General features: G+C 58.9%; 26 protein-coding genes. 8 read left to right on the top strand and 18 right to left on the bottom strand.

Features of this window, described 5'->3' with window-relative positions; translation table 11 throughout:
• Positions 1-65 precede the first annotated feature (65 nt).
• On the bottom strand, positions 66-251 hold the full coding sequence (locus ACA052_RS05315; RefSeq protein WP_497648709.1) for a hypothetical protein: 186 nt from the start codon (positions 249-251) through the stop codon (positions 66-68).
• A gap of 391 nt (positions 252-642) precedes the next feature.
• Here ACA052_RS05315 and ACA052_RS05310 point away from each other — a divergent pair, with 391 nt between their 5' ends.
• Positions 643-2,268: a glucan biosynthesis protein D gene (locus ACA052_RS05310; RefSeq protein WP_497648708.1), complete on the top strand. Its 1,626-nt coding sequence runs from the start codon at positions 643-645 to the stop codon at positions 2,266-2,268.
• A gap of 102 nt (positions 2,269-2,370) precedes the next feature.
• Here ACA052_RS05310 and ACA052_RS05305 read toward each other — a convergent pair whose 3' ends face one another.
• The 3 genes from ACA052_RS05305 to ACA052_RS05295 all read right to left on the bottom strand — a co-directional run bounded on the left by ACA052_RS05305 (position 2,371) and on the right by ACA052_RS05295 (position 6,061).
• Entirely contained in the window at positions 2,371-3,477 is a 1,107-nt protein-coding gene (locus ACA052_RS05305) for an NADH:flavin oxidoreductase/NADH oxidase (RefSeq protein WP_497648707.1), read from the bottom strand.
• Positions 3,478-3,742: 265 nt separating this feature from the next.
• Positions 3,743-5,452: a single-stranded-DNA-specific exonuclease RecJ gene (recJ, locus tag ACA052_RS05300; RefSeq protein ID WP_497648706.1), complete on the bottom strand. Its 1,710-nt coding sequence runs from the start codon at positions 5,450-5,452 to the stop codon at positions 3,743-3,745.
• Between the two features lie 66 nt (positions 5,453-5,518).
• Positions 5,519-6,061 carry a YaeQ family protein gene (locus ACA052_RS05295; RefSeq protein ID WP_007897614.1) on the bottom strand — a complete coding sequence of 181 codons (543 nt, stop codon included), beginning with the start codon at positions 6,059-6,061 and terminating at the stop codon, positions 5,519-5,521.
• Positions 6,062-6,208: 147 nt separating this feature from the next.
• Between ACA052_RS05295 and ACA052_RS05290 the strand changes: the two genes are divergently transcribed.
• Positions 6,209-7,408 (top strand): CaiB/BaiF CoA transferase family protein, encoded by a 1,200-nt coding sequence (locus tag ACA052_RS05290; protein ID WP_497648705.1) that lies wholly within the window; start codon positions 6,209-6,211, stop codon positions 7,406-7,408.
• Positions 7,389-8,315, top strand: coding sequence for a TIGR02285 family protein (locus tag ACA052_RS05285; RefSeq protein ID WP_497648704.1), 927 nt, complete (start codon positions 7,389-7,391; stop codon positions 8,313-8,315). Before ACA052_RS05290 ends, ACA052_RS05285 begins: the two co-directional genes overlap by 20 nt.
• A gap of 169 nt (positions 8,316-8,484) precedes the next feature.
• Here the strand turns inward: ACA052_RS05285 and ACA052_RS05280 are convergent, their stop codons facing one another.
• From ACA052_RS05280 to ffh, 10 genes are all read right to left on the bottom strand, one after another.
• Positions 8,485-8,772, bottom strand: coding sequence for a DUF3509 domain-containing protein (locus ACA052_RS05280; RefSeq protein WP_497648703.1), 288 nt, complete (start codon positions 8,770-8,772; stop codon positions 8,485-8,487).
• 417 nt (positions 8,773-9,189) lie between these two features.
• Positions 9,190-10,599, bottom strand: coding sequence for a threonine synthase (gene thrC / locus ACA052_RS05275; protein ID WP_497648702.1), 1,410 nt, complete (start codon positions 10,597-10,599; stop codon positions 9,190-9,192).
• 102 nt (positions 10,600-10,701) lie between these two features.
• On the bottom strand, positions 10,702-12,006 hold the full coding sequence (locus ACA052_RS05270) for a homoserine dehydrogenase (protein ID WP_046053481.1): 1,305 nt from the start codon (positions 12,004-12,006) through the stop codon (positions 10,702-10,704).
• A 135-nt stretch (positions 12,007-12,141) separates the two neighbouring features.
• Positions 12,142-12,873 (bottom strand): bifunctional protein-disulfide isomerase/oxidoreductase DsbC, encoded by a 732-nt coding sequence (gene dsbC / locus ACA052_RS05265; RefSeq protein WP_497648701.1) that lies wholly within the window; start codon positions 12,871-12,873, stop codon positions 12,142-12,144.
• 253 nt (positions 12,874-13,126) lie between these two features.
• Positions 13,127-14,023, bottom strand: coding sequence for a site-specific tyrosine recombinase XerD (gene xerD, locus ACA052_RS05260; RefSeq protein ID WP_497648700.1), 897 nt, complete (start codon positions 14,021-14,023; stop codon positions 13,127-13,129).
• 135 nt (positions 14,024-14,158) lie between these two features.
• Complete coding sequence (gene rplS / locus ACA052_RS05255) at positions 14,159-14,509, bottom strand: 50S ribosomal protein L19 (protein ID WP_003175895.1); 351 nt, start codon at positions 14,507-14,509, stop codon at positions 14,159-14,161.
• A gap of 45 nt (positions 14,510-14,554) precedes the next feature.
• Positions 14,555-15,328, bottom strand: coding sequence for a tRNA (guanosine(37)-N1)-methyltransferase TrmD (trmD, locus tag ACA052_RS05250; RefSeq protein WP_173860472.1), 774 nt, complete (start codon positions 15,326-15,328; stop codon positions 14,555-14,557).
• Positions 15,310-15,846 (bottom strand): ribosome maturation factor RimM, encoded by a 537-nt coding sequence (gene rimM, locus ACA052_RS05245; RefSeq protein ID WP_010463008.1) that lies wholly within the window; start codon positions 15,844-15,846, stop codon positions 15,310-15,312. The genes trmD and rimM overlap by 19 nt, the downstream gene beginning before the upstream one ends.
• A 5-nt stretch (positions 15,847-15,851) precedes the next feature.
• A complete protein-coding gene (rpsP, locus tag ACA052_RS05240) occupies positions 15,852-16,103 on the bottom strand; it encodes a 30S ribosomal protein S16 (RefSeq protein WP_010463010.1) in 252 nt (83 codons plus the stop codon).
• A gap of 248 nt (positions 16,104-16,351) precedes the next feature.
• Positions 16,352-17,728 (bottom strand): signal recognition particle protein, encoded by a 1,377-nt coding sequence (ffh, locus tag ACA052_RS05235; protein WP_497648699.1) that lies wholly within the window; start codon positions 17,726-17,728, stop codon positions 16,352-16,354.
• 195 nt (positions 17,729-17,923) lie between these two features.
• Here ffh and ACA052_RS05230 point away from each other — a divergent pair, with 195 nt between their 5' ends.
• The 3 genes from ACA052_RS05230 to ACA052_RS05220 all read left to right on the top strand — a co-directional run bounded on the left by ACA052_RS05230 (position 17,924) and on the right by ACA052_RS05220 (position 21,549).
• Positions 17,924-18,736, top strand: a complete 813-nt coding sequence (locus tag ACA052_RS05230) for a cytochrome C assembly family protein (protein ID WP_497648698.1) — start codon at positions 17,924-17,926, stop codon at positions 18,734-18,736.
• 12 nt (positions 18,737-18,748) lie between these two features.
• Positions 18,749-19,993, top strand: a complete 1,245-nt coding sequence (locus ACA052_RS05225) for a transporter associated domain-containing protein (RefSeq protein WP_497648697.1) — start codon at positions 18,749-18,751, stop codon at positions 19,991-19,993.
• 239 nt (positions 19,994-20,232) lie between these two features.
• Entirely contained in the window at positions 20,233-21,549 is a 1,317-nt protein-coding gene (locus ACA052_RS05220) for an MFS transporter (RefSeq protein WP_497648696.1), read from the top strand.
• Positions 21,550-21,641: 92 nt separating this feature from the next.
• Here the strand turns inward: ACA052_RS05220 and purT are convergent, their stop codons facing one another.
• The 4 genes from purT to ACA052_RS05200 form a co-directional block, all read right to left on the bottom strand.
• A complete protein-coding gene (gene purT / locus ACA052_RS05215) occupies positions 21,642-22,823 on the bottom strand; it encodes a formate-dependent phosphoribosylglycinamide formyltransferase (RefSeq protein ID WP_497648695.1) in 1,182 nt (393 codons plus the stop codon).
• Positions 22,824-23,041: 218 nt separating this feature from the next.
• Positions 23,042-23,257: a DUF1289 domain-containing protein gene (locus ACA052_RS05210; RefSeq protein WP_497648694.1), complete on the bottom strand. Its 216-nt coding sequence runs from the start codon at positions 23,255-23,257 to the stop codon at positions 23,042-23,044.
• Complete coding sequence (locus ACA052_RS05205; protein WP_497648693.1) at positions 23,254-23,778, bottom strand: gamma carbonic anhydrase family protein; 525 nt, start codon at positions 23,776-23,778, stop codon at positions 23,254-23,256. Before ACA052_RS05205 ends, ACA052_RS05210 begins: the two co-directional genes overlap by 4 nt.
• A 56-nt stretch (positions 23,779-23,834) precedes the next feature.
• The gene (locus tag ACA052_RS05200) at positions 23,835-24,434 is read right to left on the bottom strand and encodes a CoA pyrophosphatase (RefSeq protein WP_497648692.1); all 600 of its coding nucleotides are present in this window, start codon (positions 24,432-24,434) and stop codon (positions 23,835-23,837) included.
• A 146-nt stretch (positions 24,435-24,580) separates the two neighbouring features.
• On the opposite strand from ACA052_RS05200, the gene ACA052_RS05195 reads away from it, so the two are divergent.
• Together ACA052_RS05195 and ACA052_RS05190 are read left to right on the top strand one after the other, a co-directional pair.
• A complete protein-coding gene (locus ACA052_RS05195) occupies positions 24,581-25,132 on the top strand; it encodes an NUDIX hydrolase (protein ID WP_497648691.1) in 552 nt (183 codons plus the stop codon).
• 95 nt (positions 25,133-25,227) lie between these two features.
• Positions 25,228-25,731 carry a L,D-transpeptidase family protein gene (locus ACA052_RS05190; protein WP_497648690.1) on the top strand — a complete coding sequence of 168 codons (504 nt, stop codon included), beginning with the start codon at positions 25,228-25,230 and terminating at the stop codon, positions 25,729-25,731.
• The last annotated feature ends 2 nt before the right edge of the window (positions 25,732-25,733 follow it).

Here is a 25,733-nt window from a genome sequence, read left to right as displayed (position 1 = left end):
GTCAGCATTTCCACGCTGACGGATTCGACCGTGACACCGAGTATCACAGCCAAATCATTACCTCATCAAAACCGCGAAACACTCCGCATCGCATCCACCAGATAGCGCATCGCAATCCGGTCGTTCTCCGACAAATCCCGATACCGCTCCACCAGTTTCATTTCCTCCGAACTGAGCCGGCGCCTTCGCCGCCCGCTCGCAAAGCAAGGAAAGATTCCCAACATTTCGGTGATGCCTTGTACTTTCGCCATGGACGATGTCCTTCTATAAGCCCGAGAAAACTTCAAAAACCGCATCGCCCTCTCCTTTTTATTTGTCGCCGGCCTGAAGGGCAGAAGCCGGTCATGAACACAGGATAGGAACTATCGCGGCGCTGAAAAGGGTTTTTTAGAGTAATTAGTCGAAAAAAGCAGAAATGCCCTATAAATCAGAAAGTACTGTCGGAAAATTAACCGACATCTCTTGTTTCATTGCCGCGCTAACAAAGTGCTACCAATCATTTTTGCTCTGCGACCGAACGGTTTAAGCTATCTGGCATCTGTTTAAAGTCCGTTGCGTTTGGCCGAAGGCATGTCCGAACCGTTTTTTCAGATCCAGCACGCGCCAGGAACGGCGCGGGATTGTTCACGACAGGTTGTACTTATGCACCGCAGGAATTTGCTCAAAGCATCCATGGCCATTGCGGCTTACACCGGGTTGTCGGCCACCGGCCTGCTGGCCGCACGCGCCTGGGCGGGGAATGGCGCGGCGGATGGCGAGGCTCAGGCGTTCGACTTCGAAGCCCTCAAGATCCAGGCCAAGCAACTTGCCGGCAATCGTTATCAGGACACCAAGCAGGTCCTGCCACCAACACTGGCGACGATGACGCCGCAGAATTTCAACGCGATCCAGTACGACGGCAATCATTCGTTGTGGAATGAGCTGAACGGTCAACTGGATGTGCAGTTCTTCCACGTCGGCATGGGTTTCAAGCAGCCGGTGCGTATGTACAGCGTCGATCCCAAGACGCGCCAGGCGCGCGAGGTGCATTTCCGCCCGTCGCTGTTCAACTATGAAAAAACCACGGTCGACACCAAGCAGCTCACGGGTGACCTGGGATTTTCCGGGTTCAAGCTGTTCAAGGCGCCGGAACTGGACAGGCACGACGTGTTGTCCTTCCTTGGCGCCAGCTATTTCCGTGCGGTAGATGCCACCGGCCAGTACGGTCTGTCGGCGCGCGGTCTGGCCATCGACACCTACGCCAAGAAGCGTGAGGAGTTCCCGGACTTCACCAAGTTCTGGTTCGAGACACCAGACAAGGACAGCACCCGCTTTGTGGTCTACGCCCTGCTGGACTCGCCGAGCGCCACGGGTGCGTACCGGTTCGATATCGACTGCCAGGCCAGTCAGGTCGTCATGGGCGTCGATGCCCACATCAATGCGCGCACCGCCATCGAACAATTGGGCATCGCGCCGATGACCAGCATGTTCAGTTGCGGCACCCATGAACGGCGCATGTGCGACACCATTCATCCGCAAATCCATGACTCGGATCGCCTGGCGATGTGGCGCGGCAACGGCGAATGGATCTGCCGTCCGCTGAACAACCCGGCCACCCTGCAATTCAACGCCTTCGCCGACACCGATCCAAAAGGTTTCGGCCTGGTGCAGACCGATCACGAGTTCGCCAGTTATCAGGACACTGTCGACTGGTACAGCAAGCGTCCAAGCCTGTGGGTAGAACCTACAACCGCCTGGGGCGAAGGCTCTATCGATCTGATGGAAATTCCTACAACCGGCGAAACCCTGGATAACATCGTCGCGTTCTGGACTCCGAAAAAACCGGTCGCGGCCGGTGATTCCCTGAACTACGGCTACAAGCTCTACTGGAGCGCCTTGCCGCCGGTCGGCACGCCGCTGGCACGGGTCGCCGCCACCCGTTCCGGGATGGGTGGTTTCGTCGAAGGCTGGGCGCCGGGCGAGCATTACCCGGAAGTCTGGGCACGTCGCTTCGCCGTGGACTTCACCGGTGGCGGCCTGGACCGCTTGCCCGAGGGCGCAGCGATCGAGCCGGTGGTCACTTGCTCGAATGGGCAGGTGAAGGATTTCAACGTGCTGGTGCTGGATGACATCAAGGGTTACCGCATCACGTTCGACTGGTTCCCGACCAATGACAGCGTCGAGCCGGTGGAGCTGCGGTTGTTTATTCGCACCCATGACCGGACATTGAGCGAGACCTGGTTGTACCAGTACTTCCCGCCGGCGCCGGATAAGCGCAAGTACACCTGACGGAAAAATCAAAAGATCGCAGCCTGCGGCAGCGCCTACATTGGAACGCATTCCTTTGTAGGAGCTGCCGCAGGCTGCGATCTTTTGCTGTTAAGAATTTATTCAGTCACGCAAATCCGACTCATGAATCGGCTGGTCACGATGGGTCGCTCGCTGATACTGCGCGGGCCAGATCGCCTTGCGCCCACCCAAATCATCATCGGCATGCAACGGCCAATACGGATCGCGCAGCAACTCTCGGGCGAGGAAGATGATGTCCGCCTGACAAGTGCGCAGAATATGCTCGGCCTGTGCCGGCTCGGTGATCATTCCTACAGTGCCGGTCGCAATGCCTGACTCCTTGCGTACGCGTTCGGCGAAACGGGTCTGATAACCGGGGCCTGTAGGAATTTCGGCGTTGGCCGCCGTACCGCCCGACGAAACGTCGATCAGGTCTACGCCCAAGTCTTTGAGGCGTCGAGCCAGTTCCACGGTTTCATCGGGGTTCCAGCCATCTTCTACCCAGTCGGTGGCCGACACCCGTACGAATAAAGGCAACTCTTCAGGCCACACCGCACGCACGGCTTCGGTGACTTGCAGCACCAGCCGGATCCGGTTCTCGAACGAGCCCCCATATTGATCGCGCCGCTGATTACTCAGTGGCGACAGAAACTGGTGCAACAGATATCCGTGCGCGGCGTGTATTTCGACCACTTTGAAGCCGGCGACCAATGCCCGTTTTGCCGCGTCGACAAAGGTTTGAATGACATCGGCGATCTGGCTTTCATCCAGCTGCCTGGGTGGAGTGTGCTGTGGGTCGAAAGCAATCGGCGAAGGACCGACCGGGGTCCAGCCGCCGTCTTCGGGCTTGACGCTGCCGTGCTTGCCGATCCAGGGCCGATGGGTGCTGGCCTTACGTCCTGCGTGGGCCAACTGAATGCCGGCTACCGCGCCTTGGGAGGCGATAAATCGGGTGATGCGTTGTAGCGGTTCAATCTGCTCGTCATTCCAGATTCCGAGGTCTTCGGCGGTGATGCGCCCATCGGCGGTGACTGCCGTGGCTTCAGTAAAAATCAGACCGGCGCCGCCGACAGCGCGGCTACCGAGGTGGACCAGGTGCCAGTCATTGGCCAGACCATCGACGCTGGAGTATTGGCACATTGGCGATACCGCAATGCGGTTGAGCAGGGTCAATTGGCGGAGGGTATAGGGTTCAAGCAGCAGACTCATGGGGCACCTCTCGAATCAGTGGGCAGGCTCCAGGGTTCTGTTTGAAAAGTCGACGAGTGACAGGAAAAAGGTACAGCACCCGCCCCCGCGGGCAAAAAAGTAAGACAAGACGTCACAAGGATAATCAAGCAGTGCTTAGAGCCTAGTCGACAACGGGCATCAGTGGGGGGTTCAAGAAAAGATCGCAGCCTGCGGCAGCTCCTACAGGGATCGGTGTACACCTGTAGGAGCTGCCGAAGGCTGCGATCTTTTGATCTTTAATGCTTTACCGCGGTTCGATGTGGGCAATCATCAACTGCACAGTCTCATTTCCGCGAAACTCGTTGAGGTCGAGTTTGTAGGCCAATTCCACCCATTTGATCGTCGGATTCGGCCAGATGTCGCGATCAATCCCGAAAGCGATGCCGTCGAGTTTGACCGAGCCACATTCACTCCTGAGCACCACTTTGAGGTGTCGCTCGCCGACAACCCGCTGCTCGACCAACTGGAACACACCATGAAACAACGGTTCCGGGAAATGTTGCCCCCATGGTCCGGCGTGGCGCAAGGCACGGGCCAGTTCCAGGTGAAACTCCTCGACCGCCAACGTGCCGTCGGAAAGCAGGCGCCCAGTCAAATCCTCTTCGCGCAATTGCCTACGCACCTCAGCGTCAAAAGCTTCGGCGAATAACGGAAAATTCCCTTCCGGTAGCGTTAAGCCCGCCGCCATGGCATGGCCGCCATATTTGCTGATCAGATTCGGATGTTGCGCCGCCACCACGCTCAAGGCGTCGCGAATATGGAACCCCTGGACGGAGCGTCCAGAGCCCTTGAGCATGCCATCACCCGCATCGGCAAAGGCGATGGTCGGTCGGAAGTAGCGTTCTTTCATACGCGACGCGAGAATTCCGATGACACCCTGGTGCCACTCGGGATCGAACAGGCACAGGCCAAACGGCATCGATTCGACCGGCAAATCCTTGAGCTGAGCCAGCGCTTCACGCTGCATGCCCTGCTCGATGGATTTTCGGTCCTGGTTCATGCCATCGAGCTGGACCGCCATCTCCCGCGCCATACCGGCGTCGTCAGTGAGCAGGCATTCGATGCCCAGGCTCATGTCATCCAGGCGCCCCGCCGCGTTCAGGCGCGGGCCGACAATGAAGCCCAGATCGGTGGAGGTGATGCGCGCAGCCTCGCGTTTCGCCACTTCGAGTATCGCTTTGATCCCCGGCCGTGCGCGCCCGGCGCGAATCCGCTCCAGGCCTTGGTGCACCAGAATCCGGTTATTGGCATCCAGCGGCACCACGTCGGCGACGCTGCCTAGCGCCACGAGGTCCAGCAACTCGCCGATGTTCGGCTGCGGTTTGCTCTCGTACCAACCCAGGCTGCGCAAACGCGCGCGAAGCGCCATCAGCACATAGAAAATAACCCCGACACCGGCCAGCGCCTTGCTTGGAAAATCGCAACCTGGCTGGTTGGGGTTCACGATGGCATCGGCCAGCGGCAACTCATCGCCAGGCAAGTGGTGGTCGGTGACTAACACCTGCAGCCCGGCCTTTTTCGCCGCCGCCACGCCTTCGACGCTGGAAATCCCGTTGTCCACGGTGATCAGCAGCTGGGGCTGACGTTCCAGCGCCACCGCGACGATTTCCGGGGTCAGGCCGTAGCCGTACTCGAATCGGTTCGGCACCAGGTAGTCGACGTGCGCGGCGCCCAGCAGGCGCAAGCCCAACACGCCCACCGTACTGGCGGTCGCGCCATCGGCGTCGAAATCGCCAACGATCAGAATCCGCTGCCGTTGTTCGAGCGCCGTAACCAGCAAATCCACGGCCGCATCGATGCCTTTCAGCTGCTGGAACGGAATCAGCCGCGCCAGGCTCTTGTCCAGTTCCGCCTCGGACTGCACGCCCCGCGCCGCGTACAGCCGGGTCAGCAGCGGCGGCAGATCACCGAGAAATGGCAGGGTATCGGGCAACAGGCGAGGTTCGATGCGCATGGCGTGACAGGTGCTTCTCTTGAATACGTGGGATAAAACCGGATAACGCGAACGGGCGGCGAATAATCAGCCGCGTTCGCCGCTCAGCCACTGCAACTGGACTTCGTGCTGACCACGGTCGTCGGTGACGAAAATGGTCCCTTCGCTGATCATCACGTCCCACTTGATAACGCGGGGCATGTCTTTGGCCAGGGTTTCCAGGACTTCCTGCGGCACGGCAGCGATGTGCACGTTTTTCAGGTTCTTGATCGCCGGGATCACTTTGGTTTCCCACACGCGCAGGCTGCCGTAGGCCAGCAGGCTGGTACGTTCGGTGCGGCGCGAGCACCAGGTCAGGCGATCGGCGTCTGGCTGGCCGACTTCGATCCAGTGCAGGACCCGGTCATCCAGGCTCTTTTCCCACAGCGCCGGTTCATCCACGTCTGACAGACCGCGACCAAACGACAGCTGCTCGTTGTACCAGAAGGCGTAGGCCAGCAGTCGCACGGTCATGCGCTCTTCGGTTTCCGAAGGGTGACGGGCGATGGTCTGCTTCACGCTCTCGTAGACGCTGCGGTCAAGGTCGGTGAGGTTCAGTTCAAACTTGTAGGTCGTGGACGGCTGGGCCATGAACGGGCTTCTTGATACGAGGAAAGGCGGCAAGTCTAACCGATGCAGTAGGCAATCAACGAATTGAAGGCGATCAACCTTGGTCGTCTGACGTTCGGCTATGTTAAAACGCTGTATTCGCTCAGCCTTTGTCCTACAGGATCCAGCATGCCGCTCACCGGAAAACCGCTTTCAGGTCTGAAAGTCATTGAATTGGGTACGTTGATTGCCGGCCCGTTTGCCTCACGCATTTGCGGTGAGTTCGGTGCCGAAGTGATCAAGATCGAATCCCCCGACGGCGGTGATCCATTGCGCAAATGGCGCAAATTGTATGAAGGCACTTCGCTGTGGTGGTTCGTCCAGGCGCGTAACAAGAAGTCCCTGACCCTGAACCTTAAACACCCGGACGGTCTGGCAATCCTGAAAAAACTGCTCGGCGAAGCGGACATTCTGATCGAGAATTTTCGCCCCGGGGTCCTGGAAAAACTCGGGTTGGGCTGGGAAGTCTTGCACGCGCTGAACCCGAAACTGGTGATGGTGCGACTTTCAGGCTTCGGGCAGACCGGGCCGATGAAGGATCAGCCCGGGTTTGGCGCGGTCGGCGAGTCCATGGGCGGCTTGCGCTACATCACCGGGTACGAAGACCGACCGCCGGTGCGCACCGGGATTTCCATCGGTGACTCGATAGCCGCGCTCTGGGGCGTGATCGGCGCGCTGATGGCCCTGCGTCATCGCGAGGTCAACGGTGGCCTGGGGCAGGTGGTGGATGTGGCGCTGTATGAAGCGATCTTCGCCATGATGGAAAGTATGGTTCCGGAGTTTGACGTCTTTGGTTTCATCCGCGAACGCACCGGCAACATCATGCCGGGCATCACGCCCTCTTCGATCCACACCAGCGCCGACGGCAAACATGTGCAGATCGGCGCCAATGGCGACGCAATCTTCAAACGATTCATGCTGATCATCGGTCGCGAAGACCTGGCCAATGACCCGGTACTGGCCAGCAACGATGGGCGCGACAGCCGTCGCGACGAGATTTATGGGGTGATTGATCGCTGGGTCAACTCGCTGCCGCTGGACACCATCATTGAGCAGTTGAATCTGGCCGACGTGCCGGCCAGCCGGATCTTCAGCGCCGAAGACATGTTCAACGACCCGCAGTATCTGGCTCGGGAAATGTTCCTGAAGGCAAAATTGCCGGACGGCAAAGACTTCAAGATGCCGGGAATCGTGCCGAAACTCTCAGAGACACCGGGCACTTCGGAATGGGTCGGGCCGCAACTGGGTGAACACAATGCGCAGGTACTTCACGATCTTGGCTATGACAAGGGACAGATCGCAAAGCTGCGTGAAGACGGGGCCATTTAAGCTGAGGCGCCTGCTTTCATTCGCGATCCTGAACATCCGCACCTGCCGCGCAGTGGCGGCTTTTGCGCTATTGGCGGGGTTGGCATCCGCCGTTTCGGCGCAACCCAAGGAAACCTTGATTTGGTTGCTGCGCGACTTGCCGCCCACGATGATTTTCGAAGGCCCGAAAAAAGGCCAGGGGATCATCGATCAAATGCTGCCGCTGCTGATCGCCGACCTGCCGCAGTACAACCATCGCCTGATGCGGGTCAACCGCGCCCGCGGCATGCAAATGCTCCACGAAGCGTCGCTGTCCTGTGATCCTTCGCTGGTATGGACCAAGGAGCGGGAACAGTGGATTGCGTTTTCTATCCCGGCCTTTCGAGCCGTCAGTAATGGCCTGGTGATCCGACAGGAAGACCGACCGGTACTGGAGCCGTTTCTGACCGACGGTGAAGTCGATCTGGCGGCGCTGCTGGAAAGCGGCAGGAACAAAGTCGGCGTGGTGGCCGAGCGCAGCTACGGTCAAGTTGTCGATAGCCTGCTGCGACAGGCTCCGGAAGGCGCCTTGACCTCTCATTACGGCAACGATGCCCTCGGCAGCCTGCTACAGATGCAGGGCCTGGGTCGTTTGCAGGTGGTGTTGGGTTACTGGCCGGAGATCCGATATCAGGCCAGTCAGAAACACATCACCGACGACCAGTTGGAGTTTTACCCGATCAGGGGCACGGGCAAATACCTGTCCGGGCACATCGGTTGTTCCAATACGCCGCAAGGTCGACAGGTGATCAGTGAGATCAACCAGTTACTGCGCCACATGCCTCGTGACCATCTCGATCAGCTGTATGCAGACTGGCTGGACCCCGCTCGCCGTAGCGACTACCTCCAGGAAACCAAGGCGTTTTTTGAGCGTCAGGCCAACCAATGACAAATCGCGGACAAAAGAAACCCCGAGAAGTGGGGAGACGACTCGGGGTTAAACGTGGCCTACATAAAGACCAGTAGCAACAAGCTACAAGCATCGGAGCACAATGCTTGATCCTGCTGTTACAACCTCTGACTGACCTTGGAGCAGGAAGGTTCCCACAAAAAACAATTCAATTTCGACTGGCGAGGATCTTGTCCTGTGCCGCATTGCGCAACGCCGCGATAACGCAGGGCTCCAGGCGTCCTTCGGCGATCATCACGTCACGGTGCAAACCGTCGACCACATCCGTCAGCAGACGTTTATTGGTCAACTGGGCGTGATTGAACTCCCGCTCGACGACGATGGCGCCGGTTGCACTTTTCAATGTCACCAGGCATTCGCCATGGGTTCCCGATGGGGTCAATGTCACCTGATACGGGCTCAGAGCCTCACCGAGCAATAGACTGATACTTTCCATCTCGATCACCACTCAATAGTCCGAAAACAATGTGCCTGGGGCATATCTACCTTAAATGACCACTGGCCCGAGAAGAAAGTTCTGATTACCGAATGCGGGTGAACCGGCGTCTCTGGTTGTTTGAGGATGCATGGGGAAGATGACAGGAAAAAAACATCGGCGTGGGGTCTTGGTGGTTTGGGTTGGGTTGGGGTTGGAGCGCATATCCGTTTTCTTGGTAGCGGCTGCTGGCGGTTTCGCTCTTACAGCGACTCCCTTTTGCAGACGCCCAAAAGGAAGCAAAACGCTTTGCCCCTCCATTCGGTGCCTCGCTAAGGCTCGGCATGCCCTCACTCCGGCATTGCTCCGGGGGCCCGAGCACAAAAAAAAAACCCGTCATAAGACGGGCTTTTTGGTCAGGCGACTGCTTTCTACCGCTTACAGAGGCTTGCCACGATTACCATGCTGGCTGACAAACGCCTGTACAGCTTTCAGGTCATTCGGCAACACGGTGCAACGCTCATCCCGCTCAAACAGATCAGCCAGGTGCACAGGCAATTCCAGCGCCTTGCCAACGCCAGCCTTCTCCACCGCATCCGGGAATTTTACCGGGTGGGCGGTCCCGAGGATCACCATCGGAATATCCAGGCTACGACGGCACTCACGCGCTGCCTTCACGCCAATGGCGGTATGCGGATCCAGAAGTTCGCCGGTTTGCTCGTAAACTTCGGCAATGGTTTCGCAGGTTTGCGCGTCATCCACAGCCAGGGAATCGAACAACTTGCGGGCTTCGGTCCAGCGCTCCTGTTCGACACTGAAGCCACCGCCCTGCTTGAAGCTGTCCATCAAACCGGCAATCGCTGCACCGTTGCGACCGTGCAGGTCGAACAGCAGGCGTTCAAAGTTCGACGAGACCATGATGTCCATCGACGGCGACAGCGTGGCGTGCAGGGTTTCCTTGACGTACTGATTGCCGCTCATGAAGCGGTGCAGGATGTCGTTGCGGTTGGTGGCGACGATCAACTGGTTGATCGGCAGGCCCATGTTGCGCGCCAGGTAACCGGCGAAAATATCGCCGAAGTTGCCGGTCGGCACCGAGAACGATACAGAGCGAGCCGGACCGCCCAACTGCAGGGCTGCGTGGAAGTAGTAAACGATCTGGGCCATGATCCGCGCCCAGTTGATCGAGTTCACCGCTACCAGGCGAGTGCCCTTGAGGAAGCTCTGGTCGGCGAAGCTCGCCTTGACCATTTCCTGGCAGTCATCGAAGTTGCCTTCGATGGCGATGTTGTGGATGTTCTCGCCGAAGATCGTGGTCATCTGGCGACGCTGCACTTCTGAAACACGGTTGTGCGGGTGCAGGATGAAGATGTCGACGTTTTCGCAGTGCTTGCAGCCTTCGATGGCGGCCGAACCGGTATCACCGGAGGTAGCGCCAACGATCACCACGCGCTCACCGCGTTTTTCCAGCACGTAGTCGAGTAGACGACCGAGCAGTTGCAGGGCGAAGTCCTTGAACGCCAAGGTCGGGCCGTGGAACAACTCCAGCACCCATTCGTTGCCGTTCAGCTGACGTAGCGGTGCCACGGCGTTGTGGGAAAATACGCCGTAAGTTTCTTCAAGAATCTTTTTGAAATCGGCATCGGGAATGCTGCCGGTCACGAACGGGCGCATCACCCGGAAGGCCAGTTCGTGATACGGCAGGCCGGCCCAGGAAGCAATCTCTTCCTGGGTGAAACGTGGCAGACATTCCGGGACGTACAGACCGCCGTCAGTGGCCAGACCGGCCAGCAGGACGTCTTCGAAATTCAGGGCCGGTGCCTGGCCGCGGGTACTGATATAACGCATAGGGGCAAACCTTTGGTTTGAGCTTCAAGCTTCACGCTACAAGCTGCAAGTCAAAGCCAGACCGCTTTTGACTTGCCGCTTGGGGCTCGGCTTGTCGCTGTGTTAATTCAAATGTTCGACACGGATCCGTACAACCGGACCAACTACGCCAGCCAACGCTTCCAGGGCGGCGATCGCGTCGTTCATGTGCTGCTCCAGCACACGGTGGGTCAGCAGGATCATCGGCACCAGACCGTCATGCTCTTCGACTTCTTTCTGCATGATCGATTCGATGTTGATGCCGCGCTCCGACAGGATGCTCGCCACCTGAGCCAACACGCCCGGATGGTCCTTGGCCTGGATGCGCAGGTAGTAGGAGCTTTCGCAGGCTTCAATGGGCAGGATCGGATGTGCCGACAGCGAATCTGGCTGGAAGGCCAGGTGCGGCACACGGTTTTCCGGGTCCGAGGTCATGGCGCGAACCACGTCCACCAGGTCGGCGATGACCGAAGAAGCGGTCGGCTCCATGCCGGCGCCCGCGCCGTAGAACAGCGTCGAACCGGCAGCGTCGCCATTGACCATGACTGCGTTCATCACGCCGTTGACGTTGGCGATCAAGCGATCAGCCGGGATCAGCGTCGGGTGTACGCGCAACTCGATACCGGCAGCGGTGCTGCGCGCCACGCCGAGGTGCTTGATGCGATAGCCCAGCGCTTCGGCGTAGTTCACGTCAGCGGTGGTCAGCTTGGTGATGCCTTCGGTGTAAGCCTTGTCGAATTGCAGCGGAATACCGAACGCGATAGACGCCAGGATTGTCAGCTTGTGGGCGGCGTCGATGCCTTCGACATCGAAGGTCGGGTCGGCTTCGGCGTACCCCAGGGCTTGCGCCTCGGCCAATACGTCTTCGAAGGTGCGGCCCTTCTCACGCATTTCGGTGAGGATGAAGTTACCGGTGCCGTTGATGATGCCGGCGACCCAGTTGATGCGGTTGGCGGACAGGCCTTCACGGATCGCCTTGATCACCGGGATGCCACCGGCCACGGCAGCTTCGAAGGCCACAATCACGCCTTTCTCGCGAGCCTTGGCGAAAATCTCGTTACCGTGAACGGCGATCAACGCCTTGTTCGCGGTTACCACATGTTTTCCGTTCTCGATCGCTTTGAGTACCAGCTCGCGGGCAACGGTGTAGCCGCCCACCAACTCTATGACGATGTCGATCTCAGGGTTCGTGGCCACTTCGAAGACATCGTTGGTAATCGCAATACCGGTCGTCTGGAACTGAGGCTTTGGCGTGCGCATGGCAATTTGAGCCACTTCGATTCCACGCCCGGCACGACGAGCAATTTCCTCGGCGTTGCGCTGAAGTACGTTGAAGGTACCGCCACCGACGGTCCCTAACCCACAGATGCCTACTTTGACCGGTTTCACTGTGAACTCCCCATAAAACGGCCGACTCAAGGCCGGCCGTGAAAACAGCCGCATGCGCGCGGCTCTCTATTAATGGCCCGGTAAATGTTGCCGCCGGACCATGATCGTCAAAGGCTGACCGTGACGATGCGAATTTTATTTCGCGCCCAACGCCAGTTTGGCGACTTGTGGCGCAGGCTGGTAGCCCGGAATGACCTGGCCGTCGGCCAAAACGATGGCCGGCGTGCCGTTTACGCCAATCGACTGACCGAGGGCGAACTGCTTGGAGACCGGGTTATCGCACTTGGCGGCCTTGATTTCCTTGCCATCGACCATTTTGTCCATGGCTGCTTTTTTGTCTTTCGAGCACCAGACCGCTTGCAGCTGTTCGTCACCCGGCGAGCCCAAGCCCTGGCGCGGAAACGCGACGTAGCGCACTTCGATGCCGCGCTTGTTCAGCTCAGGCACTTCGGCGTGCAGCTTGTGGCAGTACGGGCAGGTGGTGTCGGTGAATACGGTGATGTGCGACTTGGTTTCGCCGATGGCCGGATAAACCACGGTATCCGCGACCGGAATCTCGTTGATCAGTTTGGACACACCCAGGCGTTCGGTCTTCTCGGTCAGGTTGACCGGTTTACCATCCTTGAGCTGGAACAGGTAGCCCTGAACGATGTACTGGCCATCGGCGCTGGCGTAGAGCACGCGGCTGCCTTTGAGTTTGACTTCGTACATGCCAGGCAGCGGGCTGGCGCTGATACTTTCGACCGGGACCTCGAGTTCGAGGTTTTCCAGGCTTTTACGAATGGCTTTGTCGGCCGCGTCATCGGCGACGGCAAAGGTGCTGACCAACGCAATGGCGGCGGCGGCGAAAATCTGGATCAGACGCATGAGAACTCCTGAAGGCGGACAAATGGGACAATCAGAACGCCCGTGCCGAAACACCGGGTCATAAACGCCCATCGTGCAAACCGGCAAAGCCTACCACATAAGGCCCGTGTGGCCGAATGTGCCAAACGCAAGACAACCTGACCTCGACGCATGACGCCCTCTGTAGGAGCTGCCGAAGGCTGCGATCTTTTGATCTTGTTCTTTAAGATCAAAAGATCGCAGCCTGCGGCAGCTCCTACACAGGGAGATGGCGTTAGCCGCGGGGGTGATGTTTGGCGTGCAGGTCCTGCAAGCGGGCGCGGGCGACGTGGGTGTAGATCTGGGTCGTGGACAGATCGCTGTGGCCGAGCAGCATTTGTACCACCCGCAGATCGGCGCCGTGGTTGAGCAAGTGCGTGGCAAAGGCATGCCGCAGGGTGTGCGGCGACAGCGATTTGCCGATCCCGGCGACTTTGGCCTGGTGCTTGATGCGATGCCAGAAGGTCTGGCGCGTCATTTGCTCGCCACGCTGACTGGGAAACATCACATCGCTGGGACGCCCGCCGAGCAGCTCGCCACGACCATCGCGCATGTAGCGCTCGACCCAGACAATCGCTTCCTCACCCATCGGCACCAGTCGCTCCTTGCTACCTTTGCCCATGACCCGCAGCACACCCTGGCGCAGATTGACCTGCTCCAGCGTCAGGCTGATCAGCTCTGTCACCCGGAGCCCGCAGGCGTAAAGCACTTCAAGCATGGCGCGGTCCCGCTGTCCGATGGCTTCGCTCAAGTCCGGCGCGGCCAGCAACGCTTCCACGTCCGCTTCCGACAGAGATTTAGGCAATGGCCTACCGAGTTGCGGCATATCGACGCGCAAGGTCGGATCGACGGCAATCAGCTTTTCCCGCAGCAAATAGCGATAGAAGCCACGCACGCCAGAGAGAAATCGCGCGGTGGAACGGGGTTTGTAGTTTTGCTCCAGGCGCCAGGCCAAATGATCGAGGATTAACTCGCGGCCCGCGTTGATCAGCTCCAGGCCCTTCTCCTGCATCCAGCCGTTGAACAGGGCCAGGTCACTGCGGTAGGCGTCACGGGTGTTTTCGGACAAACCTTTCTCCAGCCAAAGAGCGTCGAGGAATTGGTCTATCAGCGGGTGGTCGATGGCGGGCATAAAGACTCAGGCAAGACAAGTAACGATGGGACAGTCTTTCATAGACCCGCCCGGCTGCGGAACCAATGCACGCATAAATCGCAGGCAACAAAAAAGCAGCCCGTAGGCTGCTTTTTTCTGCATCGGAAGCTGGACTTAAGCCAGTTTTTCCTTGATGCGAGCTGCTTTACCGGACAGGTCACGCAGGTAGTACAGCTTGGCTTTACGTACGTCACCGCGACGTTTAACGGCCATGCTGTCGATTTGCGGGCTGTAGGTCTGGAAAGTACGCTCTACGCCAACACCGTTGGAGATTTTACGAACGGTGAAAGCACTGTTTACGCCGCGGTTACGCTTGGCGATAACAACACCTTCGAACGCTTGCAGACGCGAACGGTCGCCTTCCTTCACTTTCACCTGAACGACAATGGTGTCGCCCGGGGCAAAGGTAGGGATCTCTTTGGTCATCTGCTCTGCTTCGAGTGCAAGGATGATTTTGTTAGTCATGCTGTGCTCCTAAGGTAAATCAACGGACTTACCATCGATACGTTGTTAACTATCGTCCCGCTCGCGGATGTATTCCTCGAGCAGCTTCTTCTCTTCTCCAGAAAGCGAGCGGCTTTCCAGAAGATCGGCGCGTCGTTCAAAGGTCCTACCAAGGGACTGCTGTAAACGCCAACGCCGGATATGCGCGTGATTGCCACTTAGCAACACGTCGGGAACACGCTGATCCGCATACACCTCCGGTCGGGTGTAGTGCGGGCAATCCAGCAGACCATCCGTAAAGGAATCTTCCTCGGCGGAGTCCGCATGCCCTAAAGCTCCAGGCAGCAGCCGTGTAACCGCATCGATCAGGACCATCGCCGGCAGCTCGCCGCCAGACAGTACATAGTCGCCAATCGACCACTCTTCATCGACATGAGCATCAATAAAACGCTCGTCAATGCCTTCATAGCGACCGGCAATCAGGATCAATGCATCCAGATTCGCCAACTCGCGTACCGCCGACTGAGTCAGTTGACGGCCTTGGGGGGACAGGTAAATTACCTTCGCCGCCTCCCCGGCTGCTGCCTTGGCCTGAACCAGAGCATCTTCCAGGGGCTTGATCTTCATCACCATGCCCGGGCCACCGCCAAATGGGCGATCGTCCACAGTGTGATGCCGATCCGTCGTGTAGTCTCGCGGATTCCAACAGGTGAGCTGCAACAGCCCCTGTTTCACCGCACGACTGGTGATGCCGTACTCGCTGATGGCGGAGAACATCTCGGGAAACAAACTGATCACTTCTACGCGCAAGTTAGCCACGCTTAGAAGTCCGCATCCCATTCCACCTTCATCTCGCCTGCGGCAAGGTCGACAGCCAACACGCATTGCTCCGTATAGGGCAACAGGCGTTCGCGATCATCCAGGCTGCCAGCGCAAGGCTTGACCACCATTACATCATTGGCGCCGGTTTCCAGAAGATGATCGATCTTCCCGAGCAATTGCCCGAGTTGGTCAATAACCTTCAGACCTTCCAGCTGGTACCAGTAGTACTCGCCGTCGGTCAATTCAGGGAACAGGTTGCGCGGCACGCAGATCTCATAACCGGCCAGAAGACGAGCTTCTTCGCGATCATCGAGACCCTTGAGCTTTGCGACCAGGAACTTGTCGTTCCCACGTCCGCTGACCAGCTCGACCTGTTTCACATTGCCTTCGCGCTTGAGCGTCCAGGTTTTGTATTGCAACAGGTTTTCAGTCGGATCAGTAAAGGAGTAAACCTTCACTTCGCCGCGAACGCCATGAACAGAATAAATCTTGCCGATAACGATCAAATCATCAGCAATGGCAGGCGTCGCGTTCATATTGCTCAGGCCGCAGCCTTAGATGCATCCTTCAACAACTGAGCAACACGCTCAGAAGGTTGTGCACCAACGCTCAGCCAGTAGGCTACGCGCTCTTGGTTCACGGACAGACGAACTTCTTGACCACGAGCAACAGGGTTGAAGAAACCAACCTGTTCCTTGTGCGAACCGTCGCGCGGGTTGCGGCTGTCGGTTACGGTCAAGTGGTAAAACGGGCGCTTTTTGGAGCCGCCAAGGGCAAGACGGATTGTTAGCATGTGAACATCGTTCCTGTAGTCGGTGCTGCAAATCTAAAGGCACAGCGGGCATAGGTGCCCGAAAGGCCGCATATTCTAAGGAATATCCGGACTTTTGCAAATGTCTTTTTCCGGCGGCCTTTCGGACGCCATCCAGATTTGCTATAGAGCCGTCGTTGAAAACGGCCAGTCAGCTCCCGCCAATGCGGGTTTGCTGTGTATCCCACTTCCGTGTGGGAGGCGCAAGGGCAAGCCCTCGCGTGAATTCTTTACATCTTGGGCATGCCGCCGCCGGGCAACATACCGCCCATGCCGCGCATCATTTTCGCCATTCCGCCTTTCGCGGAGAATTTCTTCATCATCTTCTGCATCTGCTTGTGCTGCTTGATCAAGCGACCGATGTCCTGCACCTGAGTGCCGGAACCCAGCGATATCCGACGCTTGCGCGAACCGCTGATCAGGTCAGGGTCGCGGCGCTCGGCCGGGGTCATGGAATTGATGATGGCTTCCATCTGTTTGAATTGCTTCTCTGCCGCGCCCTGGGCATTGCCCATTTGCGCCAGGTTCACACCGCCCATGTTCGGCAGTTTGTCCATGAGGCCGCCGAGGCCGCCCATGTTCTTCATCTGTTGCAGCTGATCGCGGAAGTCTTCGAGGTCGAAGCCCTTGCCCTTCTTCAGCTTTTTAGCAAGCTTGTCGGCTTTGTCCTTGTCGAGGGTCGCTTCTGCCTGCTCGATCAGGCTGAGCACGTCGCCCATGCCGAGGATGCGCGAGGCAATACGCTCAGGGTGGAACGGTTCGAGCGCTTCGCTCTTCTCGCCCATACCGATGAACTTGATCGGCTTGCCGGTGATGGCACGCACCGACAGTGCAGCACCGCCACGGGCATCGCCGTCGACCTTGGTCAGGATCACACCGGTCAGTGGCAGTGCATCGCCAAAAGCCTTGGCCGTATTGGCGGCGTCCTGGCCGGTCATGGCGTCGACCACGAACAGCGTTTCGACCGGGTTGATCGCGGCGTGCAACGCCTTGATCTCGCCCATCATCTCTTCATCGATGTGCAGGCGACCGGCGGTGTCGACGATGACCACGTCGATGAATTTCAGTCTTGCTTCTTTAATAGCCGCTTGCGCGATGTCGACCGGTTTCTGGCTCAGGTCGGACGGGAAGAAGGTAACCCCCACTTCGCCCGCGAGCATTTCCAGCTGTTTGATTGCCGCAGGACGGTAAACGTCCGCGGACACGACCATGACCGACTTCTTCTTGCGCTCTTTAAGGAAGCGCGCGAGTTTGCCGGCGGTGGTGGTTTTACCGGCACCTTGCAAACCAGCCATCAGCACGACGGCAGGCGGAACGGCGCTCAGGTTCAAGTCTTCGTTGGCCGCGCCCATCAGGCTTTCGAGTTCGGCCTGGACGATCTTCACGAAGGCCTGGCCCGGCGTCAGGCTGCGCGACACCTCGGTGCCGACGGCGCGTTCCTTGACCGAATTGACGAAATCTTTCACCACCGGCAGGGCGACGTCGGCTTCGAGCAACGCCATGCGCACTTCACGCAAGGTGTCTTTGATATTGTCTTCGCTCAGCTTGGCCTTGCCGGTGACATGGCGCAGCGTCTGCGAGAGGCGGTCGGTTAAGTTTTCAAACATTGCGCGATCCTTTCAGGCCCTGTGTAGACCGGGATAATGGCGGCCCAGACCGTGATAAACATGTACTCGGCGAGCCTGCGGCGTGGGCAGGTCGCGGATTATAGCGAAGACTGCGTCTGGCGGACACCTCGCACTTTCGTGTGATGTGGGTTCTATGCCAAACTCAGCGCCTTTCGGGCTTGCCTAACAGGATTTATGCTCCCCTTGTCACCCAGTTTGCTTACCACTCTCGCCGCCGCCTGCTTATATGCCGCTGCGACTTTCTATCAGGGCACTCGCCTGGCCAACGGCGCCAAGGCGAACAAGCGCCTGCTGGTTACGCTCGGCGTGCTGGCCGTGCTGGCTCACAGCGCCAGCCTGTTCACCCACTTGCTGACGCCGATCGGCCTGGGCCTGGACTTTTTCAGCGCCGCCAGCCTGATTGCCGCAGCGGTCATTGCCCTGACCCTGCTGGCCTGCTCGCGTATTCCGGTGGAAAACCTGCTGATATTGCTGTTCCCGCTCGGTGCCGCCACCGTGCTGCTCGCGCAGTTCGCCCCCGCCGGCACGGTGCAGATCATCGACGAAGAGCCAGGGATCCTCGCGCATATCCTGCTGTCGATCCTCGCCTACGGCATGTTCACCATCGCGGTGTTCCAGGCGTTGCTGCTGCTGGTCCAGGACCATCAGCTCAAGCACAAGCACCCGTCCGGGCTGATCAAGAATTTCCCGCCCCTGCAAACCATGGAAAGCCTGCTGTTCGGTTTCCTCTGGGCAGGCTGGACCCTGTTGTCGCTGTCGCTGATCTCCGGCTGGCTGTTCGTCGACAACCTGTTCGCCCAACACCTGGTGCACAAAACCCTGCTGGCATGCCTCGCCTGGATCGTCTTCAGCGTGCTGCTCTGGGGCCGCAATCGCCTCGGCTGGCGCGGACACAAGGCCATCCGCTGGACCCTCGCCGGTTTCTGCCTGCTGATGCTGGCGTATTTCGGCAGCAAACTGGTCCGCGAATACATCCTGCATATCTGACGGGCGGCATTAATGGACGACTTGCCCATAGGGCCGATGCTCGCAGTAATGGCCCTGCTGATTTTATGGTCGGGGCTGTTCACCGCGATCGAATCGGCGCAACAGCACTTGCTGGCGCAGCGCACGGCCACGCGCTCGAGCGACAAGCCGGTGGCCAGGCTCAGTTTCCCCCTTGATAGCTTGATCTTCTGCAACACACTGTGCCGTGCGCTAGTGGTGGTCATCAGCACCTTGCTGGCGATTTTTACCTGGGCGGAAAACGGCCCATGGGCGGCTTGCGCAGGGGCGGGCGCGATTCTGCTGGTGTTTGCCGATTATCTGCCGCGCACCCTCGCCGCTCGTTATCCGGATGCGATCCTGGGCCTGGGCAACACCCTGCTCCGTGCACCACTGAAAATCCTGTACCCGGCCGCCTGGTTGCTCAAAGGCATCAGCCAGCTGCTGATGCGACCGTTCGCCCGTAAAGTCAAAGTGGTGCAGCAAAGCGAAGACGAGGCACCGAACGAGCGGCGCGACGAACACGACCACCCGATCAGTCGTCCGCACCCACTGTCCGGCATCCATGCGCTGGACAACATCACGGTCAACGACATCCTGGTGCCGCGCAGTGATGTCGACGGCATTAATCTCGACGACTCCATCGAGGAAATCCTTGAGCAGCTTCGTGCCAATCGACGCACGCGCCTTCCGGTGTTCCACAGCGACATCAACCAGGTCGAGGCGGTACTCAACACCCGGCAGATCCGTCACTTGCTGCCCGATGGCAACCTGACTCGGGAAGCCTTGCTGGCAGCCTGTCACGACCCCTACTTCGTACCAGAAAGCACTCCGCTGCAGTTGCAGTTGCTGAACTTCCACAAGCAGCAGCGGCGCCTGGGCATGGTGGTCGACGAGTATGGCGAAGTGCTCGGCATCGTGACCCTGGAAGACATTCTCGAAGAAATCGTCGGCGAGTTCGAAAGCCAGCACAGCCTGGACAACCCGCATATCCACCCGCAGGCCGATGGGCGGCTGGTGATTGATGGCGCAGCATCGATTCGTGAACTGAACAAGAGCCTTGGCTGGCATTTGCCGAGCGACGGTCCGAAAACCCTCAACGGGCTGGTGACCGAGGCGCTGGAGACGATTCCGGACAGCGCGGTGTGCCTGAAGATCGGGCGCTATCGGCTGGAGATCCTGGAGACCGAGGATAATCGCGTTACTCGGGTGTTGATCTGGCATACCACTTCGGCTCCAGTCGTTGTGGCAGTTCGTTAGATCAAAAGATCGCAGCCTGCGGCAGCTCCTACAGGGGCCGCATTCCAAATGTAGGAGCTGCCGAAGGCTGCGATCTTTTGCTCTTGTTGGATCGTTAGCCGCCTTCTTATAATCGAATCAGCTTACCCAAGCCCCGTCACACCCCAGTGCTACCCGCACGCCGCGTTAAACCCACATCCCTGGGTGTTCGACCATAATAATTCGCTCCACTGGAGCATAAGACTGTCAGGGATTACCGCATGACGACGAGCACAACTTACAGCGAAACCACGCCTGCCCAACCGACGAACTCTGCCACGCGAGTGGCCACGGCGAGTTTCATCGGCACCGCCATCGAGTTCTACGACTTCTACGTCTACGCCACAGCGGCAGCGCTGGTGATTGGTCCGGTGTTCTTTCCGCAGACTTCCGGCACCGCCCAGATGCTGTCGGCATTTCTCACGTTTGGTATCGCCTTCCTCGCACGACCGCTGGGTTCAGCGCTGTTCGGTCACTTTGGTGACCGCATCGGCCGCAAGTCGACGCTGGTCGCTTCGTTATTGCTGATGGGGGTGTGCACCACGCTGATCGGCGTGTTGCCGGGTTACGACAGCATCGGTGCCTGGGCGCCGATCCTCCTTTGTGTGCTGCGTTTCGGCCAGGGGCTTGGGCTGGGCGGCGAATGGGGCGGTGCGGCGCTGCTGGCCACGGAGAATGCGCCCAAGGGCAAACGCGCCTGGTTCGGCATGTTTCCGCAGTTGGGCCCTTCGATTGGCTTTCTTGCCGCCAACGGCCTGTTTTTGACGCTGGCGATGACACTGAACGACGAACAGTTTCGTTCGTGGGGCTGGCGTATCCCGTTCCTGCTCAGCGCCTTGCTGGTGATGGTCGGCCTGTATGTACGTCTCAAACTGCATGAAACACCGGTATTTGCCAACGCAATGGCGCGCCAGGAACGGGTGAAGATCCCGTTGGTGGAATTGTTTAGCCAATACTGGGCACCGATGCTGTTGGGCGCCGGCTCGATGGTGGTGTGTTACGCGCTGTTCTACATCTCGACGGTATTTTCGCTGAGCTACGGCGTCTCGACACTCGGCTACACCCGCGAAACCTTCCTGGCGTTGCTGTGCTTCGCCGTGCTGTTCATGGCCGCCGCGACACCGTTGTCGGCCTGGGCCAGCGACCGTTATGGACGTAAACCGGTGCTGATCATCGGGGGCGTGCTGGCGATTTTGTCCGGGTTCCTTATGGAGCCGCTGCTGACCCAGGGCTCGACTTGGGGCGTGGCGCTGTTCCTGTGCATCGAACTGTTTCTGATGGGCGTGACGTTTGCACCGATGGGGGCCCTGCTGCCGGAACTGTTTCCGACACACGTGCGCTATACCGGCGCGTCGGCGGCCTACAACCTCGGCGGCATAGTCGGGGCCTCGGCGGCACCGTTCTTCGCGCAGAAACTGGTGGCGATGGGCGGTTTGAGTTATGTCGGCGGGTATGTGTCGGGGGCGGCGGTGCTGAGTTTGATCGCGGTGTTGTGCCTGAAAGAGACTCGGCATAACGATTTGAATCGGGTGGCCTGAAGATAAAGCAAAAGCTTCGCGAGCAAGCCCGCTCCCACAGGGATCACACTGAACCTGTGGGAGCGGGCTTGCCCGCGAAAGTCGCGCCTCGGTTAGAGCTCGACTACAACAGCCTGAGCAGCGCGGGTTGCCTTGGCACGAGCAGCCTCGATCGATTCATCACGCGCCAACGCCACGCCCATCCGGCGCTGGCCATTCACTTCAGGCTTGCCGAACAAGCGCAACGCCGTATCCGGCTCGCTCAATGCAGCGCCCAGGTTAGCGAAAGCGGTCTGGGTCGACTGCCCTTCAACCAGAATCACCGCCGAAGCCGATGGCCCGAACTGACGGATCAACGGGATCGGCAGGCCGAGAATCGCCCGTGCGTGCAACGCGAACTGCGACAGATCCTGGGAAATCAGGGTCACCAGACCCGTGTCATGCGGACGCGGCGACACTTCGCTGAACCACACCTGATCGCCTTTGATGAACAGCTCGACACCAAACAGACCACGACCACCCAGCGCCTCGGTCACTGCTTTGGCGACGCGCTCGGATTCAGCCAGGGCAATCGGGCTCATGGCTTGCGGCTGCCAGGATTCCTGATAGTCGCCCTTCTCCTGACGGTGACCGACCGGCGCGCAGAACGTCGTGCCGCCGACGTGACGCACGGTCAGCAGGGTGATTTCGTAGTCGAAATCGATGAAGCCTTCGATGATCACACGACCTTTACCGGCGCGGCCGCCTTCTTGTGCATAGTCCCAAGCGGCTTTTACGTCATCAGCGTTGCGCAGCAGGCTCTGGCCCTTGCCCGACGAGCTCATGACAGGCTTGACCACGCAGGGGAAACCGAGGTCTTCAACGGCGTTGCTGTAAGCCTCGAAGGTGTCGGCGAAGTGATACGGCGACGTCGGCAGGTCCAGTTCTTCGGCGGCCAGGCGACGAATGCCTTCGCGGTTCATGGTCAGCTGCGTTGCGCGTGCGGTCGGGATCACGGTGAAGCCTTCGGCTTCCAGTTCGACCAGGGTCGCGGTGGCGATGGCTTCGATTTCCGGCACGATGAAATGCGGCTTCTCGGCTTCGATCACCGCACGCAGGGCAGCGCCGTCGAGCATGTTGATCACGTGGCTGCGATGCGCGACTTGCATGGCCGGTGCGTTGGCGTAGCGATCAACGGCAATCACTTCAACGCCCAGGCGTTGCAGCTCGATCACCACTTCCTTGCCCAACTCGCCACAGCCACACAGCAATACGCGGGTCGCGGTTGGCGACAATGGAGTTCCGATACGGGTCATCTCAGGTCCTCAAAGGAGCGGATCATCGAGGGATGCAACGCCACGCGCGCTTCCCATGGGGAGAAAGCGCGGCATTTTACATGAACCTGAGGGTTTGGCTTCAGCTGGCGACGGCCTGTTTTCGCAAACTTGAAGATCAAAAGATCGCAGCCTGCGGCAGCTCCTACATGGGAATGCGTTCACCCTGTAGGAGCTGCCGCAGGCTGCGATCTTTTGATTTAAGGATTCGGAGTTTTGCCCAGCATCCAGAGCAGGCCGCTGGACTTGGCCCGCTCATGACACAACCCCAACACCTCGCGCCGCTCTTCGTTACTCATCCGGCTCCAGCCCGTTATCTCTGCCACCGTGCGCTGACACCCGGTGCAGATGTCATCGTCGTCCAGCGCGCAGATATTCACGCAGGGCGATCGTACCGGGTGTTCGGGGGTGTTCATTCTTCCTGCTCAATCAGATCGCGGGCATAACGCTGTGAGTTATGCACATAGTGGGCGGCGCTGGCTTCGAGCATTTTCTTCTGCTGTTCGGTCAGCTCGCGCACCACTTTGCCCGGCGAGCCCATGACCAGCGAACCGTCCGGAATTTCCTTGCCCTCGCCGATCAGCGAGTTGGCGCCGATGATGCAGTTCTTGCCGATTTTGGCGCCGTTGAGAATCACCGCGTTGATGCCGATCAGGCTGTAGTCACCGACGGTGCAGCCATGGAGCATGGCATTGTGGCCGATGGTCACGCCGGTGCCGATGGTCAGTGGGTAGCCCATGTCGGTGTGCATCACGGTGCCGTCCTGGACGTTGCTGTTCTTGCCAATCAGGATCAATTCGTTGTCGCCACGCAACACGGCGTTGAACCAGACGTTGGCGCCCTCTTCCAGTTTGACCTTGCCGACCAGCACGGCATTGGGTGCGACCCAGCTCTGTGGATGGGTTTCGACGCGGGCGTCGCCCAGGCGGTATTTCATCGTGTTGTCCTCAGGGCTCAGGCGGCCGCGGTTTTCAGGCCATACGAGCGATGGCTTCAGATGTTAATAAAACTCTTGGGAGGCTGGTGCAGGCTGATTTTGGCGTCATAGAGCAGGTTGATCAACTCAACGATCATGATCGCGGTCAGCCCCCAGATCTTGTATTCGCCATAGCGGTAACTCGGCACGTACCAACTGCGGCCCTGATAATCGATGCGATGCGTATGTTCGCGCGGGTCCTTGCGGAAGAACTCCAGGGGAACACTGAACACCGCAGCGATTTCGGCATCGTTGGCCCGGTACTCGACGAAATCCGGAATCACGCCGACATAGGGCGTGACCTTGATGCCGTGCAGGGAAATCAACGGGCTCAGCGGGCCGATCACTTCAACCAGCCCGGGCGGCAGGCCGATCTCTTCTTCGGCTTCGCGCAGGGCGGTGAAAATCAGGTCCGGGTCTTCGGGATCGCGTCTCCCGCCGGGGAAGGCGACTTCACCGCCATGGGTCGAGAGCCCGCTGGCGCGCAGGGTCAGGACCAGTTCCGGTTCATCACTGCGGGTGATGGGCACCAGTACCGCGGCCTCAGGGAAACGCTTGTCGGTTTCCATTGTGCGTGGGGTGTGGTTGCTTACTCGATGCAGTAGCTCGTCCAGCATGAGTCTTCTCGATTTATTCTCTACTTCGCATCATGCACCAATCACACCGACCGCCCAACCCCCGAACCGCCGTGTGTCGCTAAACGACAACTTGCCGACTGACACCGCCGCACGCCAAGATAGGCGCAGCATTCAGGAACCCAAGCATGAAATTTTGCAGTCAGTGCGGCAACCCGGTGACCCAGCGCATCCCCGAAGGCGATTCGCGCCTGCGTTTTGTATGCGACAGCTGTCAGGCGATTCACTATCAGAACCCCAACATTGTCGCGGGCTGCGTGGCGACCTGGGGCTCCAAGGTATTGCTGTGCCGGCGTGCCATCGAACCAAGGCTCGGCTATTGGACCCTGCCTGCCGGTTTCATGGAGAACGGTGAAACCATCGAGCAGGCGGCCATTCGCGAGACGGCGGAAGAAGCCTGCGCCCGGGTGCGCAACCTGAGCATTTATACGTTGATCGATGTGCCGCACATCAGCCAAGTGCATGTGTTCTTTCGCGCGGAGCTGGTCGACCTGGATTTTTCCGCCGGCCCGGAGAGCCTGGAAGTGGCGCTTTTCGATGAAGCCGACATCCCTTGGTCCGAGCTGGCTTTCCGCACAGTGGGCCGTACCTTAGAATGCTTCTTCGCTGACCGGCTGTCCGAGGTCTACCCCGTTCGGTCCGAGTCGATCCCGCCGCTTGGTCAGCCTGCCATTACCTGATTTCAATTTTCGGAATCATTGTAAGTCGCAAAAGATCGCAGCCTTCGGCAGCTCCTACAAAAAATAGTCGCGACACCTCTAGGGATATCGTTTCAATGCGCTGGTTGCTTGCCCTGTTCTGCTTGTCGTTCGTTGTTGTTTCCCAAGCGTCTACCGTGGTCACGCTGGATGGCAAACCCATCGATAAAGTGTTGGTGCTCAAGTCTGCCCATCAACTGCAATTGATCGCCGACGGCCAACCGTTGCGAACCTATCGCATCTCGCTGGGCAAACAGCCCAGGGGCGCGAAGTTGATGGAAGGCGATAAACGCACACCCGAAGGTTTTTACTGGGTGGACTGGCGCAAGGTGAGTGATCGTTTCAACCTTGCCATGCACATCAGCTATCCCAACGTTACCGACTCTGCCCGCTCGCGGCGTGAAGGTGTCGATCCCGGTGGCATGATCATGATTCACGGGACTCCCGACACCTATGACTATCCGGAAAACCTGTTCCACACGCTGGATTGGACTGACGGCTGCATTGCCATGCGCAACATGGACATGCGCGAAGTCTGGGGCCTGGTGCCGGACGGCACGATGATCGAGATTCGCCCATAACC

This window comes from Pseudomonas sp. LBUM1644 (genome assembly GCF_059716195.1).
Note: the sequence above shows the minus strand (reverse complement) of the source record. Positions and strands in the feature narration are given on the sequence as shown.